The 16,492-nt window shown below is 40.2% G+C and carries 16 protein-coding genes and 1 pseudogene; 9 read left to right on the top strand and 8 right to left on the bottom strand.

Annotation, left to right across the window (positions count from 1 at the left end):
* Window positions 1–100: 100 nt before the first annotated feature.
* The gene (locus CORI_RS00795) at window positions 101–1,051 is read left to right on the top strand and encodes a 3'(2'),5'-bisphosphate nucleotidase CysQ (RefSeq protein ID WP_173030408.1); all 951 of its coding nucleotides are present in this window, start codon (window positions 101–103) and stop codon (window positions 1,049–1,051) included.
* Between the two features lie 128 nt (window positions 1,052–1,179).
* Here the strand turns inward: CORI_RS00795 and tsaD are convergent, their stop codons facing one another.
* From tsaD to CORI_RS00765, 6 genes are read right to left on the bottom strand one after another with little or no spacing between them, the layout of a single operon-like run.
* A complete protein-coding gene (gene tsaD, locus CORI_RS00790; protein WP_173030407.1) occupies window positions 1,180–2,187 on the bottom strand; it encodes a tRNA (adenosine(37)-N6)-threonylcarbamoyltransferase complex transferase subunit TsaD in 1,008 nt (335 codons plus the stop codon).
* A gap of 2 nt (window positions 2,188–2,189) precedes the next feature.
* On the bottom strand, window positions 2,190–3,431 hold the full coding sequence (locus CORI_RS00785; protein ID WP_173030406.1) for a uracil-xanthine permease family protein: 1,242 nt from the start codon (window positions 3,429–3,431) through the stop codon (window positions 2,190–2,192).
* Entirely contained in the window at window positions 3,432–4,556 is a 1,125-nt protein-coding gene (gene dxr / locus CORI_RS00780; protein WP_173030405.1) for a 1-deoxy-D-xylulose-5-phosphate reductoisomerase, read from the bottom strand.
* Window positions 4,550–5,281, bottom strand: coding sequence for a phosphatidate cytidylyltransferase (locus CORI_RS00775; protein ID WP_173030404.1), 732 nt, complete (start codon window positions 5,279–5,281; stop codon window positions 4,550–4,552). The genes dxr and CORI_RS00775 overlap by 7 nt, the downstream gene beginning before the upstream one ends.
* 41 nt (window positions 5,282–5,322) lie before the next feature.
* On the bottom strand, window positions 5,323–5,655 hold the full coding sequence (locus CORI_RS10585) for a hypothetical protein (RefSeq protein ID WP_216842248.1): 333 nt from the start codon (window positions 5,653–5,655) through the stop codon (window positions 5,323–5,325).
* A 1-nt stretch (window position 5,656) separates the two neighbouring features.
* On the bottom strand, window positions 5,657–6,985 hold the full coding sequence (locus CORI_RS00765) for an NFACT RNA binding domain-containing protein (RefSeq protein WP_173030403.1): 1,329 nt from the start codon (window positions 6,983–6,985) through the stop codon (window positions 5,657–5,659).
* Window positions 6,986–7,109: 124 nt separating this feature from the next.
* Between CORI_RS00765 and leuC the strand changes: the two genes are divergently transcribed.
* From leuC to CORI_RS00740, 5 genes are read left to right on the top strand one after another with little or no spacing between them, the layout of a single operon-like run.
* Window positions 7,110–8,375: a 3-isopropylmalate dehydratase large subunit gene (gene leuC, locus CORI_RS00760; RefSeq protein ID WP_173030402.1), complete on the top strand. Its 1,266-nt coding sequence runs from the start codon at window positions 7,110–7,112 to the stop codon at window positions 8,373–8,375.
* 19 nt (window positions 8,376–8,394) lie between these two features.
* The gene (locus tag CORI_RS00755) at window positions 8,395–8,826 is read left to right on the top strand and encodes a hypothetical protein (protein WP_173030401.1); all 432 of its coding nucleotides are present in this window, start codon (window positions 8,395–8,397) and stop codon (window positions 8,824–8,826) included.
* The gene (locus CORI_RS00750; protein WP_173030400.1) at window positions 8,823–9,383 is read left to right on the top strand and encodes a molybdenum cofactor guanylyltransferase; all 561 of its coding nucleotides are present in this window, start codon (window positions 8,823–8,825) and stop codon (window positions 9,381–9,383) included. Before CORI_RS00755 ends, CORI_RS00750 begins: the two co-directional genes overlap by 4 nt.
* On the top strand, window positions 9,380–10,381 hold the full coding sequence (locus CORI_RS00745) for a phospholipase A (RefSeq protein ID WP_173030399.1): 1,002 nt from the start codon (window positions 9,380–9,382) through the stop codon (window positions 10,379–10,381). The genes CORI_RS00750 and CORI_RS00745 overlap by 4 nt, the downstream gene beginning before the upstream one ends.
* 19 nt (window positions 10,382–10,400) lie before the next feature.
* A complete protein-coding gene (locus CORI_RS00740; RefSeq protein ID WP_173030398.1) occupies window positions 10,401–10,970 on the top strand; it encodes a YceI family protein in 570 nt (189 codons plus the stop codon).
* A gap of 154 nt (window positions 10,971–11,124) precedes the next feature.
* Here CORI_RS00740 and CORI_RS00735 read toward each other — a convergent pair whose 3' ends face one another.
* Complete coding sequence (locus tag CORI_RS00735; RefSeq protein WP_173030397.1) at window positions 11,125–12,246, bottom strand: glycerate kinase; 1,122 nt, start codon at window positions 12,244–12,246, stop codon at window positions 11,125–11,127.
* Window positions 12,247–12,357: 111 nt separating this feature from the next.
* Window positions 12,358–13,727, bottom strand: a pseudogene (locus CORI_RS00730) (GntP family permease).
* Between the two features lie 370 nt (window positions 13,728–14,097).
* Here CORI_RS00730 and CORI_RS00725 point away from each other — a divergent pair.
* Genes CORI_RS00725 through CORI_RS00715 form a run of 3 tightly spaced genes read left to right on the top strand, consistent with a single transcriptional unit; the run spans window position 14,098 to window position 16,484 of the window.
* Window positions 14,098–15,450, top strand: a complete 1,353-nt coding sequence (locus tag CORI_RS00725) for a [Fe-Fe] hydrogenase large subunit C-terminal domain-containing protein (RefSeq protein ID WP_173030396.1) — start codon at window positions 14,098–14,100, stop codon at window positions 15,448–15,450.
* A gap of 16 nt (window positions 15,451–15,466) precedes the next feature.
* Window positions 15,467–15,814 (top strand): iron hydrogenase small subunit, encoded by a 348-nt coding sequence (locus CORI_RS00720; RefSeq protein ID WP_169976347.1) that lies wholly within the window; start codon window positions 15,467–15,469, stop codon window positions 15,812–15,814.
* Window positions 15,807–16,484 (top strand): cytochrome b/b6 domain-containing protein, encoded by a 678-nt coding sequence (locus CORI_RS00715; protein WP_169976350.1) that lies wholly within the window; start codon window positions 15,807–15,809, stop codon window positions 16,482–16,484. Before CORI_RS00720 ends, CORI_RS00715 begins: the two co-directional genes overlap by 8 nt.
* Window positions 16,485–16,492 lie beyond the last annotated feature (8 nt).

Raw genomic sequence — 16,492 nt, 5'->3', positions numbered from 1 at the left:
TGTAACTCTGAGCAACCGCCCCCTTGATAAAAATAAAAGTGGGCAAAGTTTAAATTTTTAAGCTGATTGCCTTATGCCATATCTATAAATTTGGATTAAAATGAAAGACCTGAATTTTTTACTTGAACTAGCCAAAAGCGCCGCCTTTGAGGGCGGAAAAGAGATTTTAAAATTCTACAAAAGCGACTTAGATAAAGAGCTAAAACAAGCGCTAATGCAAAATATACCGATTGATAAAGATAATTTGCCTTTTAAGAAAAGCAAAATTTCAAACAGCCCTGAGCAAAACGACTCAAAAGAAAAAATAGGCTATGAAATTTACATAAAGCCCGATAAATCACCCGTTACTCAAGCCGATCTTGCCTCAAACGACAAAATTTTTGAAATTTTAAGCTCAAGCGGTCTGCCGATTTGCTCGGAAGAGAAAATTTTAGATGAAAATACAAATGAATTTTGGCTTATAGACCCGCTTGACGGCACAAATGATTTTATTAGCGGGATAGGTGAATTTTGCGTCTGCATAGCCCTTATCAAGGATTTTAGACCGATTTTAGGCGTGATTTATATACCGATATCAAACGAGCTTTTTTATGCGATCAAGAATCAAGGATCGCACTACGAAAAAATGCCAAATTTCAGCTCTTATCAAGATCAAAACGCACAATTTTCAAAAGAAAATTTAAAAAACGTATCAAACAAAGCGAGTAAAAGCTTAATAACCGTTAGCAGGTATAGCAAAAATAAAATCCCGAATTTGCTAGCCCAAAGCCTAAATTTAGAGCCCTTTAGACTAAGTTCCGCTATCAAATTTTGTAAAATAGCCGAGGATACGGCTGAAATTTACGCAAGATTTAGTCCAAGCTGTATCTGGGATAACGCCGCAGGTGAAATTATAGCTAGCGAAGCGGGTGCCGTGATGATAGATCTAAAAAATAAAAATTCGCCGCTTTATACCGTGCAAAATCTAAAAAGCAACGAATTTATCGTGATTTCAGACAAATTCCTAGATAAAAAAGATGAAATTTTAGAATTTATAAACAGTAGCAAATAGCAATCAAATTTAAATTTCATAGCGCTTTCAACGCCTTTTAATATTGTCTTTGCTACTTGAACGCAAAGTTACTTGGTTTTTAGATTGGTGCAGACTTTAAGTCAATAAAAAAGCACAAGAACTAAAATTCAAGCCTCATCAAATTTAACACGCGGATTTATCTTTAGCTCATCAAATTTTACAAACTGATTTTTAAGGTATTTCTCACGCCCTGCTCTAGCTATCATAGCGGCATTATCCGAGCAAAATTTAAGCGGTGCAAGCAAAAGCTCGCAATCAAATTTAGAGCATAAATTCTCAATTCGAGAGCGTAAATTTAAATTCGCGCTTGCTCCGCCTACTACGCCAAAACGCCTGAATTTTCGCTCGTTAAATACCTTCTCAAGCTTATTTAAAATATGCTCGCAGGCTGCATTTTCAAAAGCGTAGCAGATGTCGCTGATATCTTGCTCGATTAAATTTCCGCTTTCTTTTAGCTTTTCTATCTCGACTCTGACCTGATTTTTAAGCCCTGAAAAGCTATAAGCCGTGCGAGGATCAAACAAAAGAGGAACCGTGAATTTAAACCTGTCTTTTTGCACACATCGCTGCGCTGCGTTTTGCACTTCAACCCCGCCCGGATAGCTAAGATCAAGCATCTTAGCAACCTTATCAAAGCTCTCGCCAAAGCTATCATCCATCGTGGAAGCAAGCAGCTTGATATCTCCCTTTTCATCGATGTCAAGTATCATCGTATGACCGCCGCTAACGAGCATCACACCAAGCGGAAAGCGTGCCTCTTCTTCTAAAAAAAGCGAATAAATATGCCCTATGAGATGATTTACTGCGATTAACGGCACATTTAGCGAGATACTAAGCGCCTTTGCCATACTCACTCCGCCCACCAAGCTTACGGTAAGCCCGGGCTCATTTGTAACGGCAATTGCCTTGATATCCTTAAAATTTGGCCTTATCTCTTCAAGCAGCTTTGGCAAAGCGGCAGTGTGCAGCCTTGCGGCAAGCTCGGGCACCACTCCGCCAAATTTTGAGTGCTCTTCGTCTTGAGATATCTTTTTATGATGTATGAGCTTTAAATTTTTGATATCAAAAAGCGCGATAGAGCTGTCATCACAGCTACTTTCTATCCCTAAAATCACCTCTAAAAGCCCTCGTAATGCTTGGTTTTTGGTAGTAGTAAATTTAGCACGATACCAACTAGCGCACCAAGACCCACACCCGAAAAGCTAACCACGCCAAAGTCAAGCACCATGCCGCCTATCGCACAAACAAAGATAAGCGCTACGATGATCATATTCCTTGGCTCGGCAAGATCAACTTCGTGCTTTATAAGTGTTTCTATACCGACAGAAGCGATAATACCAAATAAAAGCAGCATGATACCGCCCACAACAGGAGTCGGAATCGTAGCAAGCACGGCTCCAAGCTTATCGATAAATGCAAGCAAGATCGCCGTAATCGCAGCAAAAGTCATGATCGCAGGATTATATGCCTTAGTGATACTTACCGCACCCGTAACCTCGGAGTAAGTCGTATTTGGCGGACCGCCGAAAAGCGAAGCCGCAGAAGTAGCAAGCCCGTCTCCTAAAAGGGTGTTTTTAAGCCCCGGATTTTTTAAGAAATTCTCTTTAGTAACGTTACTGATAGCTAGCATATCGCCGATGTGCTCGATAGCAGGCGCGATAGCTATAGGCACCATATAGATGATAGCGTCAAAGTTAAAGCTAGGCGTAGTGAAATTTGGCACCGCAAACCAACTCGCCTTTGCAATCGGTGCAAAATCAACAATGCCTGCAAAATAAGAAGCCGCATAACCAACCACTATACCGCAAAGAATCGGTATAAGTCGCATCATTCCCTTGCCAAACATCATAACCAAAATCGTAGCAAGCAAGGACAAAAAGGCTATGCTCATCGCCGTGTTTTGGCCGTAAAGGGCCTCGTTTCCTTTACCCATCGCCATATTTACCGCAGCGGGAGCCAAAATAAGTCCGATAGTAACTATCACAGGCCCAACAACCACAGGCGGAAGTAATTTGTGCAAAAAGCCCTCGCCTCGGTAGCGAACGATAAAGCTAAGCACTACATAAAAAATCCCTGCGGCAAAAAGCCCGCCCATCGTAGCAGAGAGTCCCCACTTCTCGATACTAAAAGTTATAGGAGCTATGAAGGCAAAGCTGCTTGCCAAAAATATCGGCGGAACGTTTTTGCGAGTAACAACCTGAAACAAAAGAGTTCCGATACCTGCCGTAAATAGCGCCACGCTCGTATCAAGCCCTGTTAAAATCGGCACTAAAACCAGCGCACCAAACGCCACAAATAAAAACTGAACGCCTATAAGGCTATCTTTTAACCTAAATTTATACCCTTCGTATTTTTGCATTCACACCCTTTCTTTTATCTCTTTGCTAGCCCAAATTCTTACTTCTTTATCTATCTCAAAAAGCTCGTTAAGGCTTGCAATCTTAGTATTTCCAAACTCTTTAACGCTTTTTAAAACCACTCTTGAAATTTCTAAAAATTCGCATTCGTTTTTTAGAAATTTAAATACTCCGATCTCATTTGCCGCATTTACGATAACTCCTAAATCAGGATTTGCCAAAAGCTCGTCTTTAAGCGAAAAAATCGGATATTTGTTTAAATTTATCTTATGAAATTTTATGTTTTTAAGCGCGAGCAGATCTAAATTCGCAGTTATGTTTTGACTGAATTTTTTATTTTTTTGATCTGCATTTGACGCGTTTAAATCACCCAAAACAGCATGCGCAATCGCTAAACTCATATCGGTTCTTGAAAGATGAGCCATAGTTGAGCCGTCTTTAAAGGCTACAAGCGCATGAATCATCGACGTAGGCTCTATTAAGGCATCTAGCCTATCTGTGCCAAAGAGCCAAAACGCTTCTAAAACCTCAAAAAGCTTGTTTGCCATCGTCGCGCTATCTATGGTTATCTTAGCGCCCATATCCCAGTTTGGGTGCTTTAGAGCATCTTTTGCCGTTACGTTTTTTAGCGCTTTGATAGGAGTTTTGTAAAAAGCTCCGCCGCTTGCGGTTATGATGAGGCTACCTGCGGGCGTTTTGTTTTCAAGTAGAAATTTCAGTCCAAAATGCTCGCTATCTATCGGATTTATCTCTTTTGCATTTAGAAATTTACCGCCCACTACAAGGCTTTCTTTATTGGCTAATGCTAGTTTTTTGCCTAAATTTTGGATTTTCACGCTTGGAGCAAGCCCCGCAAAACCCACAAGAGAGTTTATCACAAGCTTAGACTTGCAAGCTTCAAGCATATCTAAAATACCCTGTTCTCCTGTAAAAACCTGCTTATGCTTAACGAATTTAGCCAAATTTTCGTCGTTTATACAGACAAATTTGGGATTAAATTTTAAAATTTGCTCGTTTAAAAGCTCGTAGTTTGAGTTGCAGCTAATAGCCTCAATGCCGATATTAAATTTATGAGCTAAATTTAAGCTGGTTTTGCCTATGGAGCCGGTTGAGCCTAGAACTACCACGAAAGCATCCAAAGCATCGCAACTACGCCAAACAGATACCCGTCTATCCTATCAAGCATGCCTCCGTGACCAGGAAACAGATCGCCGCTATCTTTAACTCCCGCTTTGCGCTTTAAATAGCTCTCAAACAGATCGCCCCAAACACTAAAAGCGCCCACAAAGAAGCTTGTAAGCAAGCTATGAAAAAAGGCTTCGGTTATTATGTAGCCAAACACGCTTCCGGCAACGCTTGCAGCGCATATGCCACCGATTACTCCTTGCCAAGTTTTATTAGGCGAAGTCGGGCTAAAGGAGTGCTTGCCAAAGCGCTTTCCGATGAAATATGCCCCGCTATCGCAAGCTATAACTATAAATATCATCCACGCCAGATATCCTATACCGTATGTATCATAAAGCATCCAGATAAGAAATATCGGAGTCATCGGGTATAAAAACGGCAAGACGGATTTTAAATTTTCGCTTTTAAAATGAACAAGCACGCTTAAAACGAGCAATACCGCCAAAAGCGCTATAAAAACAGGATTTGAAAAAGGTGTTAGAAGATAAAAAATCATAGCGATAAGCACTAATGACTTCTCGTGAATTCCGTATAATCTCTCGCTTTCTATGAACGAGATAAATAAAACAGCGCCCAAAACAGCGAAATTTAGCAGATGGCTATCGATAAGAAATACTATCAAAATAGCCAAAAACATTATAACGCCGGTAATTACTCGTGTTTTCATAAAATTTCCTTTTTGATTTGGAAATATTATAAAAATTTTGCTTAGATTTTAATATCTAAAATTCTATCTTGGCTAATTATCTCGCTCTCATCGTCATCTTGCGCCACGCTACTTTCGCCGTTTGGCTCCTCTTCACCCTCAAAAACACTCTCACGCTGATCGCTTTGGGACTTTTCGTGTTGATGCTGAGGATCAATTTTGTAAGTCTCTTCGGTAGGTCTTACTTGCACAACCTCTTTGTCTTCGTCTTCTTTAAGAGTCATGGCGGCTAGACTTTGCAGGTCAAATCTATTTTGCATATCTGCTTGCTTATTTGCAACGACATTCATATTTTGATTTATATAAATCGTATTTCCAAGCGGCGTTACGGGCATCTTATCCCCCTTGCTCCTTTTGTATTATTATCGTCTTATAATCCGTATAATTTACATGCGCTCCGTCATTTACTCTGACATTTGCGCGCTTTGTGTAATGAACCTCATATCTGCCAGCACCCTTTACGCTAAATTCCATGCAAAGTTTGGCGGCAAACTTAAGCACATCTTCGCTGGGCAAATTCTTAGACGTTTTAATAATAACATGAGATGATGCAATATCTTTTAAATGCATCCAAATATCGTCCTTTTTTGCGTTTTTGAGCAAATTTACGTTACCTTTTTCGTTTCTACCGACTAAAATTTTATAATCGTTTATATAAAAAATATCGATATTGTCGCTTATCTGCTCTTTTTGCTTTATATTTTTAGCTCGTTTAGGGTATAAAATTTCAAGCTCGCTTGTGCTCTTTGCGTTTTTGATCAAATTTAGCAAATTTAGATAAAACTCCTTTTTTTCATTCAAATTTGCTCTTTCGTTTATGACGCCGATTGCTTTTTGCTTGAGTCTTTTTGCTTTAGCGAAAAATAAATTTGCACTATTTTTAGGGCTATCATCAAGCTTTAAATTTAAAATTTCGCCATTAAAACCGCTTAGTTTTATATCTCGTTGAAATTCTTTCAAGCTATGCAAATTTGCAAGCAAAACGGTTGCGTTTGCGCTTAAAATTTCACTTTGTCTGCTTAGCTCGTCCTCTTTCTCAAGAGAGTTTAAATTCTCCTCAAGCGAGTGTAATTTTTTTAAAATTTGATTTGTTTTTACCTCTTTTAAGTCGCTTAAATTTTTCTCATTTAACTTTAAAAATTCCTCTTTAAAAAACTTCTTAAAATCCGAAATTTCGCCGACGGGCTTTTCTTTTATCTCTATGGGCTCAAGCCGGATTAATTTTTTAGACGGTTTGATCCTTCTAAAACTATTTTCAATATGCCTTAAAGCTTCGATTATCACATCGTTTTCATCGGTTATAACGGCGTTTGTAAATCTACCTGTAAATTCAAGATAGAGGTTGCTTTTGCTGCTTTTATAAGAGCCCTCCTGAACACAGCAAAATTTTAAAATTCTATTGCCGTTAAGAACCTCGGCGCTTAAAATTTTAGAGTTGTTAAACCGCTTTTTTAACGCCACGTCAAAAGGAGCTTTATACTCCTTAATCGCTATAAATTCATCGTTTGTGTAGATAGATGAAGCTGATTTTGAAAGATCAAAAAACAGCTCAAATTTACCATCAAAGCAAATCAAGATCACCATATCTTGGACGCGTTTAACGGATGTGATTTTTCTAAATTCGGATAAAAACTTTTGTATCTGCTTTAAAACTGCGTATTTCATGAGGCTTATTATATGAAAAATTAACAAATTTTTGATAAAATCAGGTAAATTTATGCGCTCTTGCAACTCGCAATCAGGCCTATTTGACTAGGCAAAGAGACTAAATTCAAAAAGGAAATTTAACATGAAACAGACAATAACCGAAAAGATATTCTCAAGCCACGTAGGACGCGAAGTTTTTGCAAACGAGATAATAGAGTGCGATATAGACATGGTAATCGGCAACGACATCACGACTCCGATTTCTATAAAGCAGTTTGAGCGAAGCGGTGCGACAAAACTTGCAAATCCTGACGGATTTTCAATCGTAATGGATCACTACATCCCCGCTAAAGACATCCTAAGCGCAAATCAAGCCAAAATTTCGCGCGACTTTGCCTACAAGCACGATTTAAAGCACTATTTTGACGAAAAAGACATGGGTATCGAGCATGCGCTTTTGCCCGAAAAAGGACTTGTAGTCCCGGGAGACGTGATAATAGGCGCTGACTCTCACACCTGTACCCACGGCGCGCTTGGAGCATTCTCAACTGGCATGGGCTCAACCGATCTTGCGTATGCGATGATAACGGGCAAAAACTGGTTTAAGGTACCGCCTACGATCAAAGTCGTATTTAAAGGCAAACTTGGCGAGCATATTTACGGCAAGGACTTGATCTTAGAGATCATAAGGCAAATCGGAGTTGACGGTGCTCTTTATAAAGCGCTTGAATTTAGCGGAGAGACGATAGAAGCGCTTGACATGGACTCAAGATTTTCTATGTGCAATATGGCGATAGAAGCGGGTGGAAAAAGCGGAATCATCGCGGTAGATGATATAACAAAAGAATTTTTAAAAGATAAAAATTTACGCTGCGAACCGAAATTTTTCTACTCCGACGAGGGCGCAAAGTATGAGCAAATTTTAGAAATAGACGTTACAAATTTAGATCCCGTCATAGCCTATCCGTTTTTACCAAGCAACGGCAAGAGCGTAAGAGAGGCGGTCAAAGACGATCTGGCGGTCAATCAGGTATTTATCGGATCTTGCACGAATGGGCGCTTAAGCGATCTTAGAATCGCCGCAAAACTTCTAAAAGGAAGAAAAGTAGCGCGCAAAACTCGCCTTATCATCACGCCAGCAACTCAAAAAATCGCCCTTGCCGCGCAAAAAGAGGGGCTCATGGATATATTTGTGGAAGCGGGCGCAGTAGTGAGTAACCCGACTTGTGGAGCCTGTCTTGGCGGATATATGGGAATTTTAGGCGCGGGCGAAAGGTGCGTAGCAACTACGAACAGAAATTTCGTAGGGCGAATGGGCGATAGAACAAGCGAAATTTACCTTGCTAATTCAGCCGTAGCCGTAGCAAGCGCAATAGCGGGCAAGATAGCCGATCCTAGGGATTTGTAATAATTAAAAAAGGTAATTGATGGATTTTTTATTTGACATGGCAAAAATTTTTATAGGTGCTTTGCTGACAATTATTGGTCAATTAGTTTATTTTTATGCGACAAATAAAAGAGAAAATAAAAAAATTAAAATTCAAAAACTAGAAGAAATGTTTCTTATTATTGGTGATATGGTAGGTAATTCAATAAAATATACTTCTGCTTTAACAAATCCAAACTTAGAATCACAAATTCCAAAAAACGAAACTGGAAAACTACACCTTTTAATAAGCGTTTATGCACCTGAACTCAAAAAAGATTATGAAGAATTTATGAAACTATTCCAAAAGATTACAAACTATGCTATCAATCAAAGCAACTCCGAGATTATAGCCGAAGCACATATTGCTTTTGTTTTAAAAGGAAATGAAATAAAAGAAAAAATAGCAAAGACATTGAGAAGAACAATATGAAAAATTGCGTTATCTTAGCAGGAGGCAAAAGCTCGCGCATGGGGCAGGATAAGACTCTCATGCCGTTTGGAAATTTTGCCACGCTTACGCACTTTCAAGTGGATAAATTTAGCCAAATTTTTGATAACGTATTTGTAAGCTCGAAATTTGAGAAATTTGATCCGCCGTTAAGACTCATCAAAGACAAAGTTACGGACGATTTTTCGCCGATGTTGGCGTTAGCGAGCATTTTGTCAAATTTCAAAGACGAAAGCGTTTTTATCATCCCTGCGGATATGCCCTTCGTTAGAGCAAAAACGATAGAAGAACTTTTTAAATTTACGAAAGAATTTGATATAGTTATCCCGCAAGATGACAATCACACACACTCGCTGTGCGGATTTTTTAACTCAAATTTGGCAGATAAAGCAAAAGAATTTTACGAAAAAGGCGAGCATAAGATCGGGCTTTTACACTCGGTTTGCAAATGTAAAAAAGTAAAATTTGAAGATGAAAAAGAGTTTTTTAATATAAATTATTTTAGCGACTACGAAGTTGCGATAAAGGTAAAAATATGAGAAAAATTTTAATCATAGCGCTTATGTCCGCAAGCTTGTTTGCTCAAAGCGCACAAGAACTTTACGACATGGCTCAGGAATTTGAAAGCAAGGGCGACACAGCAAATGCAATGAAATTTTACAAACTCTCAGCCGAGCGTTCGTTTATCAAGGCTAACGGCGAACAGCTTGAAAAAAGCATCATAGCGCCATCTCAAACGATCGCGGACGCTACTACAGAAGAAAGAAAGATTGCGGCAACCAACGAGCCTCTTAAAATATACGAGAGCGAAGCGCCTTATGACATAGATGAAATTTTAGGCATCAAAATGCACCATCTTAACTACCTTTTGCCTGCGACTACGGCGTTTAAGGATATAGAAGGCAGAAAGAAATTTGAGACAAATTTCCAGCTTAGTATCCAAAAGCCGCTCTTTCATGATGTTTTTGATATGAACGAAACCATCTCGTTTGGCTACTCGCAAAGCTCGTGGTGGCAGACGGCAAAGAGCTCAACGCCGTTTAGAGAAACCAACTACCGACCTGAAATTTTCGTAACGTTTCCTACGAAATTTGAATTTTTACCTCAGCTTGACTACGTGCGGGCTGGGCTTTTACACGAGAGTAACGGACAAGGCGGCGAAAAATCACGCTCATGGAATAGAATTTACGCAAGCGCCAAATTTTACGCAGGTAAATTTATAATCATACCGCGAGGCTGGGTGAGACTGCCTGATCCTGACGGCAAAGACGATAATCCTGGCATAACAAAATATATAGGCGTGGCGGACGTAAATATAGCGTTTCCTTACCGCGGGCACATACTAACTCTTATGCTTCGCAACAACCTGCGTCTTGATAGCACAAACAAAGGTGCTGCCGAAGCAGGATGGCTATTTCCGTTTGGAAACAGCGGAGTTTATGGATATGTGAAATATTTCAGCGGATACGGCGAGAGCTTGATTGACTACAACAGACACACAAATAAAATCGGAATCGGATTTGCATTACTGAAATAATAGAAATTTAGGAGGAAAAATGGGAAAAATAATAAAATTTTTGTTGCCTTTTGCCGTTTTGGCAGGACTTTTAAATGCGGCGGATTATGAGATAGATCCCGCTCATAGCAATATAGGATTTTCGGCAAAACACCTTAAGATAACTAAGGTTCACGGAAATTTCACAACATATCAAAGTAAAATTAGTTACGACAAATTTACAAACCGCTTAACCAAGCTTGAAGCAGATATCGAAGCAAAGTCCGTAAATACGCAAAATCAAAAGCGCGACGCACATCTTGTAGAGGAGGTTTTCTTCTATGCGGAGAAATTTCCTAAGATAAAATTTAAAATGATAAGATTTGAGAAGAAAAGCGAAACCAAGGGCAAAATTTACGGCAATATCACCATAAGAGATATCACAAAACCTATAGAGCTTGACTTTGAATACGGCGGTGAAAACAAAGATAGGCATGGCGTAGAAAAAATCGGCCTTAACATAGAAGGAAGCTTACTTAGAAGCGATTTCAATATAGGCGAAAAGTACCCCGACTCGCTCATATCAAATAAAATAGAGATAAAAATCGACATAGAGGCTATGCTTAAATAGCCTGTTGTCGCTTATAATGATGGGGTTAGATGCTAGACTTTTTTGATATTGGCCAAATTTAAACCATAACGAAAATTTCGGATTTAAATTCCTAAAATACCTAACCAATTAAAATAAAATTTTATTTCAAATATCAATTTTATAGGCTTTAATTTTAAAGCCTATAAAGCCTCATAACCTGCTCGCTAACTCGTGTTATATTTTTTGTTGCGGTTTCTTTATCCATAGCCTCTTCAAGACTTAAGGGCGCATTTAATATACTAAAAAACGCATCGATGCCGCTTTCGTTGCAGTTTGCCGCACACTCCGTCACACATCCTGCAAGTGCTACTACGGGCTTATTGTATTTTTTCGCTATCTTTGCAACTCCTGTAGGCGTCTTGCCCATCGAACTTTGAAAATCAAGCCTACCCTCGCCTGTTATAACCAAATCAGCCTTTCTAATCTCATCTTCAAGGCGAATTTCTTCCGTTATGATGTCAATTCCCGGCTTTAATTTGGCGTTTAAGTAGCTTACGAACCCAAACCCAAGTCCGCCCGCTGCTCCAGCGCCTTTAAAATTCCAAAATTCGCTTGAAAAATGCTCGCTCGTAGCGCTTGCAAAGCTGATAAGTCCCGCGTCAAGCTCCTTTACCATCTTCTCATCAGCCCCCTTTTGAGGTCCATAAACATAAGCCGCTCCGTTTTTACCAAACAAAGGATTGTCCACATCACATGCTATAAGAAATTCACACTCCTTAAGCTCCGGCATAACGTTTTTTTCAGAAATTTTAGTTATTTTAATCAAATTTTCGCCTATGCCTTCAAGTAAATTTCCAAATTCGTCATAAAATTCATATCCAAGCGCGCTTAGCATGCCCGTACCCGCGTCATTCGTAGCGCTTCCGCCGATACCTATGATGAATTTTCTCGCACCCTTGTTTATCGCATGCACTATCATCTGACCAAAGCCGTAAGTGCTTGTTTTGTTAGGATTTCTGCGCTCTTTTTCTATGAGAGTTAGCCCGCTGGCGCTTGCCATCTCCAAAATTCCAAGCTCGCCTGCGATAGCGTATCTTGCGGGGATTTTTTCGCCAAGCGGATTTTGCACGATAGCTTCTATAAATTCGCCGCCAAGAGCATCGGCTAAAGCCTCCACGCTACCCTCGCCGCCGTCTGCTATGGGTTTAACGATAACCTCGTCGCAAAACGCTTTAATACCCTCTTTTACGGCATTGCCCGCCTCAAACGAGCTTAGCGAACCCTTAAAAGAATCAATAGCTACTAAAACTCTCATAAACTCTCCTTACATGATCTTTCACGGCTCGCATCGCCGCATATAAATTAAAATTTGGGCTAAATTTGACTCTAGTGCAAGTTCAAATTTAGCCGAGAAATCACTTGCTAATTATAGCAATATAAGCGAAGCTAACCAAACGGTCGCCATACCCACAACTCCCATGATAATAGTCAAGGTAGTTTGGGTCTTATAGCCTTGTTCTGGCGTCATCTTACTGAAATTCGTAACAACCCAAAAATAGCTGTCGTTAGCGTGAGATACGGTCATGGCTCCCGCTGCGATAGCCATAACGGTAAGAGCAGCACCCATTTCCGTAGTAAGTCCAAGAGCCGTCATCATGGATGTGCTGTCGGTAAATAACCCCATAATCGCCGCCGTAGTAGTAAGCGCGACGGTTGAGCTTCCTTGAGCCGTCTTGATGATAGCAGATATAAGAAACGGAAAGAATATTCCAACCGAGCCTATAACGTGAGCGTTCGCTTTCATAAATTCAACAAATCCCGCTGCGGTTATAACCTTGCCAAGCACGCCGCCGGCCGCCGTTATAAACAAAATCGGTCCTACTATCTTAAGCGTATCGTTTGTCATTAGGTTAAATTCTTTATCTTGCCCGTATTTACAAGTAAAATAACCGCAAACACAACGCCTACGCCAAGCGCTATAACAGGACTTCCTAAGAATAAAAAGAAATTTGCGATCGCACCTTTCATGCCTGCGATTTTTACTATCGAGCCAAGAGCCATCAAAACGATAGGAGCTAAAATCGGAGCCAAACTTAAAAATGCGCACGGAAGCTTGCCGTATTCTTTGATAAGCTCGTCATAGCTCTTGCCTACTTCGTTTAAATCCTCTTTGATGATTATTTTACTGCCTATGTATTTAGAGTAAAGGTAAGCTGATATAAGCACAGGGATAGAAACTACGATACCAACCATAATCACAAGAAGCAAATTTCCGCCTATACCCACAAATCCGGCAGCAGCTATAGGTCCCGGAGTGGGAGGAACGAATACGTGAGAGGTGTAAAGACCACCCGAAAGAGCTACCGCCATTCCCACAGGGCTTGCGCCGATCTTTTCTCTTATGGCTCTGCGAATAGGATCAAGGACGACAAAACCGCTATCGCAAAACACGGGAATTCCTACTATCCAACCCATGATAAGCATAGCCATTTCAGGATGCTTTTCACCTACGCATTTTACGACCATATCGGCTAATTTTAAAGCAGCACCCGTCTTTTCAAGCGCCATGCCTATGAGCGCGCCAAAGATGATGACTATACCGATACTTTTAAATATCCCGCTAAATCCGTCGCCGATGATACCAGGTATCTTAACCAGATCAATGCCCGCAACGATCGCAAGAACCAAGGATATAAGCATGATAGCCAAAAACGGATGTACGCCGACTTTTGATATAAGCCAAATCATCAAAATTATAGCTATAACGAAACACACGATTAATACAACGCCGCTCATAAAAGCTCCTTTGAAATAAATTTGCCTAAAACATCTTACCAAAAGTTAGTTTTTAAAATCTTAAATGCTAGCCGGATTTGTTTTATATTTATTATCAAAATATTTAAATTTATTATTTTACAGATTTACCAAATTTTAGGCAAAATTTTAACCTTAAAAAGTAACTATTATATAGCTTTTATAGCCTAAATTTACGGCATTGGCAAGATTTTAGATACATTTTAGTGACAAATCTAATACTATAAATATCTTTTATCTTGCATATAAAAAACATTATCTACTTTTTTACTTTCTATTAATAATTGTTTATATACAATATGACGAAATTTGAATTAGTATTACTAAAATAAAAATTTTCTTAGGAGGTTTTATGCTGAGTGTTTATAAGATAAATACCTTCCCGCCGTCTGCAAATTCAAGAGGCGGTGAGGCTGAATTTGAAGGCACTTATCGCAAAGGCGAACTTAGAGGTATCATAACGATAAATCAAGATAATTGCGTCGGATGCGACACCTGTCGCTCTTTCTGTCCAACGGATGCGATAGAAGGCTCGTTAGGCATCGCACACAGGATAGATCAAAATTTATGCGTAGCCTGTGGGCAGTGCCTCATCAACTGTCCGTTTGCCGTTATCGAGCAGATGAGCTTTGTCGATGAGGTTATGGCTAAACTTGAGGACAAAAAGACCTTTGTCGTAGCGCACCCTTCTCCTGCCGTTCGTGTCTCTTTGGCTGAAGAATTTGGCGGAAAACCGGGCGAACTAACGATAAATAAGATGTATAACGCTCTTGAGATGGCGGGCTTTAATATGTACGACGTAAATTTCGCCGCCGATCACACTATACTTGAAGAGGGAACCGAGCTAATCAAAAAGATCAAATACTGGTTACTTGGCGAGCGAAGCGCTGATTTAGAGCACGTTTCGCACCACCCTTTTCCGCACTTTACAAGCTGTTGTCCGGCTTGGGTTAGAAATGCTGAAATTTTCCATCCCGAGCTCATACCTCACATCTCAGGTGCAAAATCGCCTATCCAAATGGGCGGACCGCTTGCTAAAACATGGGCGGCTAAATTTGTCTGGAACAAAGACCCGCGCGATATCTACGTAGCGACCGTTACACCATGTACGGCTAAAATTTACGAAGCAAGCAGACCTGAGTTTAACTCGGCTTACCAGTATCTAAAAGAGACAGGCGAAATTCCTGCTGATACAAAGAGCTTCCCTGATATAGACGCAACTCTTACGGCTCGCGATATAGCTGAAATTTTCCGTAAAAAGGGCATAAATCCGCTTGAAATGAGCGATGAATATCCGGAAAAAACAATGAACGTATATACAGGCGCAGGAACGATATTCGGCAACAGCGGAGGCGTTATGGAGGCTGCACTTAGAACGGCTTATTTCTTACTATCGGGACAAGAGCTAAGAGATCCTGAGCTAACCCCTGTAAGAGGGTATGATAAAGACTTAACCGAAGCCGTTATACCTATCCCTTTAAAGGACTACGGCGGCAAGACGCTCGAGCTTAAAGTAGCGGTAGTAAACGGCGCTTCAAGAAACCTCGGTACGATACTAAAACATATCACGAAAGATTCTAACAGATATCACTTTATCGAGGTTATGAACTGCCCTGGAGGCTGCGTAAACGGCGGCGGTCAGCCGGTTCACGCTATGGGAACGTCGTGGCTTCATCCATTGCTTCCTCTACCTCTAAAAGCATAAATTTAAAGGACAAAAGATGAAATTTCAATACATAGAAAAACCGGTAGGCAAAATCTTCTCAAGAAGAGATTTCTTAAAAGTGGGCGGAGTGATGACGGCGGTCGTTGCAATGACAGGATATGCCATCACAGACATCATCAAAAGACGCAAATCCTATATCGCAATGCGCCAAGAAGGCTTATATAAAGATGACAAGCGCTGTCAAAATTTAAAGCTTACAAGCTCTCATCAAAACCCAAGCTGTGCGAAATCCTACGAGGATCTAAAGACCGAACCGATGGGCGAGATAGCTGAAAAACTTCTGCATACCAATGCTTATTTCGATCGCAAAAATTTGATCCTACAAGGAGCTAACCATGCATGAAAAAAGAGTTTTAAAATTTCCTCTATCAGAAAAGGTCTTTCATAACGTAAACTTAATCACTTGGATAGCTCTTATCGTAACGGGTGTTTTGATCTACTTTCAGCTTGTAGATGAGCCTACTTCAGAGCTTATGATGGATTGGCATATCGGTATAGGCATCGTATTTACGATAAATTTCTTCGGATTTGTATTCTTAAATTTTGATCGTTTTGCTTTGATGATGAGAAATTTACTCATCTGGGATCGCGATACTTTCGCTTGGTTTAAGAATTTCGGCGGATATCCAAGAAGACTGTTTGGCATCAAATTCGGTCCTGAAGAGGTAGCTCCTCAAGGCAGATTTAACGCCGGTCAAAAGGCTGCTTATCTTATATTTATGTTTATGATATTTGGGCTTATAGTTTCAGGCTGGTTGCTTTATGCATATCCTGCCGCGATGGGCAAAATTTTCGTTAAATGGATGTTTTACTTCCACGTTTGGGGCTCGATACTAACAAGCTTACTTGCATTTTGCGTGCATATGCCGCTAGCGATTATAAACGTAGAGGATTTAAAAGCTATGTTTAGAATAGGCGCGGGCGACGTGCCGCTTGATGATGCGCACCATCACGCCCCAAAATGGGTAGAAAACGATCTTATGGCGGTTGATGCTGCAAAACCCGCTCATTAAAGGCGATT

It is taken from the genome of Campylobacter sp. CCUG 57310 (genome assembly GCF_013201975.1).
Classification (GTDB): Bacteria; Campylobacterota; Campylobacteria; order Campylobacterales; family Campylobacteraceae; genus Campylobacter_A; species Campylobacter_A canis.
This window is presented reverse-complemented; position numbering and strand designations above follow the sequence as displayed.

What these genes read in the sequence shown, in the direction of transcription:
- CORI_RS00720 (WP_169976347.1), top strand. Translation starts at nt 15,467, where the DNA reads ATGAAATTTCAATACATAGAAAAACCGGTAGGCAAAATCTTCTCAAGA.
- CORI_RS00735 (WP_173030397.1), bottom strand. Translation starts at nt 12,246, where the DNA reads ATGAGAGTTTTAGTAGCTATTGATTCTTTTAAGGGTTCGCTAAGCTCG.
- CORI_RS00765 (WP_173030403.1), bottom strand. Translation starts at nt 6,985, where the DNA reads ATGAAATACGCAGTTTTAAAGCAGATACAAAAGTTTTTATCCGAATTT.
- CORI_RS10585 (WP_216842248.1), bottom strand. Translation starts at nt 5,655, where the DNA reads ATGCCCGTAACGCCGCTTGGAAATACGATTTATATAAATCAAAATATG.
- CORI_RS00745 (WP_173030399.1), top strand. Translation starts at nt 9,380, where the DNA reads ATGAGAAAAATTTTAATCATAGCGCTTATGTCCGCAAGCTTGTTTGCT.
- CORI_RS00795 (WP_173030408.1), top strand. Translation starts at nt 101, where the DNA reads ATGAAAGACCTGAATTTTTTACTTGAACTAGCCAAAAGCGCCGCCTTT.
- CORI_RS00750 (WP_173030400.1), top strand. Translation starts at nt 8,823, where the DNA reads ATGAAAAATTGCGTTATCTTAGCAGGAGGCAAAAGCTCGCGCATGGGG.
- CORI_RS00725 (WP_173030396.1), top strand. Translation starts at nt 14,098, where the DNA reads ATGCTGAGTGTTTATAAGATAAATACCTTCCCGCCGTCTGCAAATTCA.
- leuC (WP_173030402.1), top strand. Translation starts at nt 7,110, where the DNA reads ATGAAACAGACAATAACCGAAAAGATATTCTCAAGCCACGTAGGACGC.
- CORI_RS00755 (WP_173030401.1), top strand. Translation starts at nt 8,395, where the DNA reads ATGGATTTTTTATTTGACATGGCAAAAATTTTTATAGGTGCTTTGCTG.
- CORI_RS00775 (WP_173030404.1), bottom strand. Translation starts at nt 5,281, where the DNA reads ATGAAAACACGAGTAATTACCGGCGTTATAATGTTTTTGGCTATTTTG.
- CORI_RS00715 (WP_169976350.1), top strand. Translation starts at nt 15,807, where the DNA reads ATGCATGAAAAAAGAGTTTTAAAATTTCCTCTATCAGAAAAGGTCTTT.
- CORI_RS00740 (WP_173030398.1), top strand. Translation starts at nt 10,401, where the DNA reads ATGGGAAAAATAATAAAATTTTTGTTGCCTTTTGCCGTTTTGGCAGGA.
- CORI_RS00785 (WP_173030406.1), bottom strand. Translation starts at nt 3,431, where the DNA reads ATGCAAAAATACGAAGGGTATAAATTTAGGTTAAAAGATAGCCTTATA.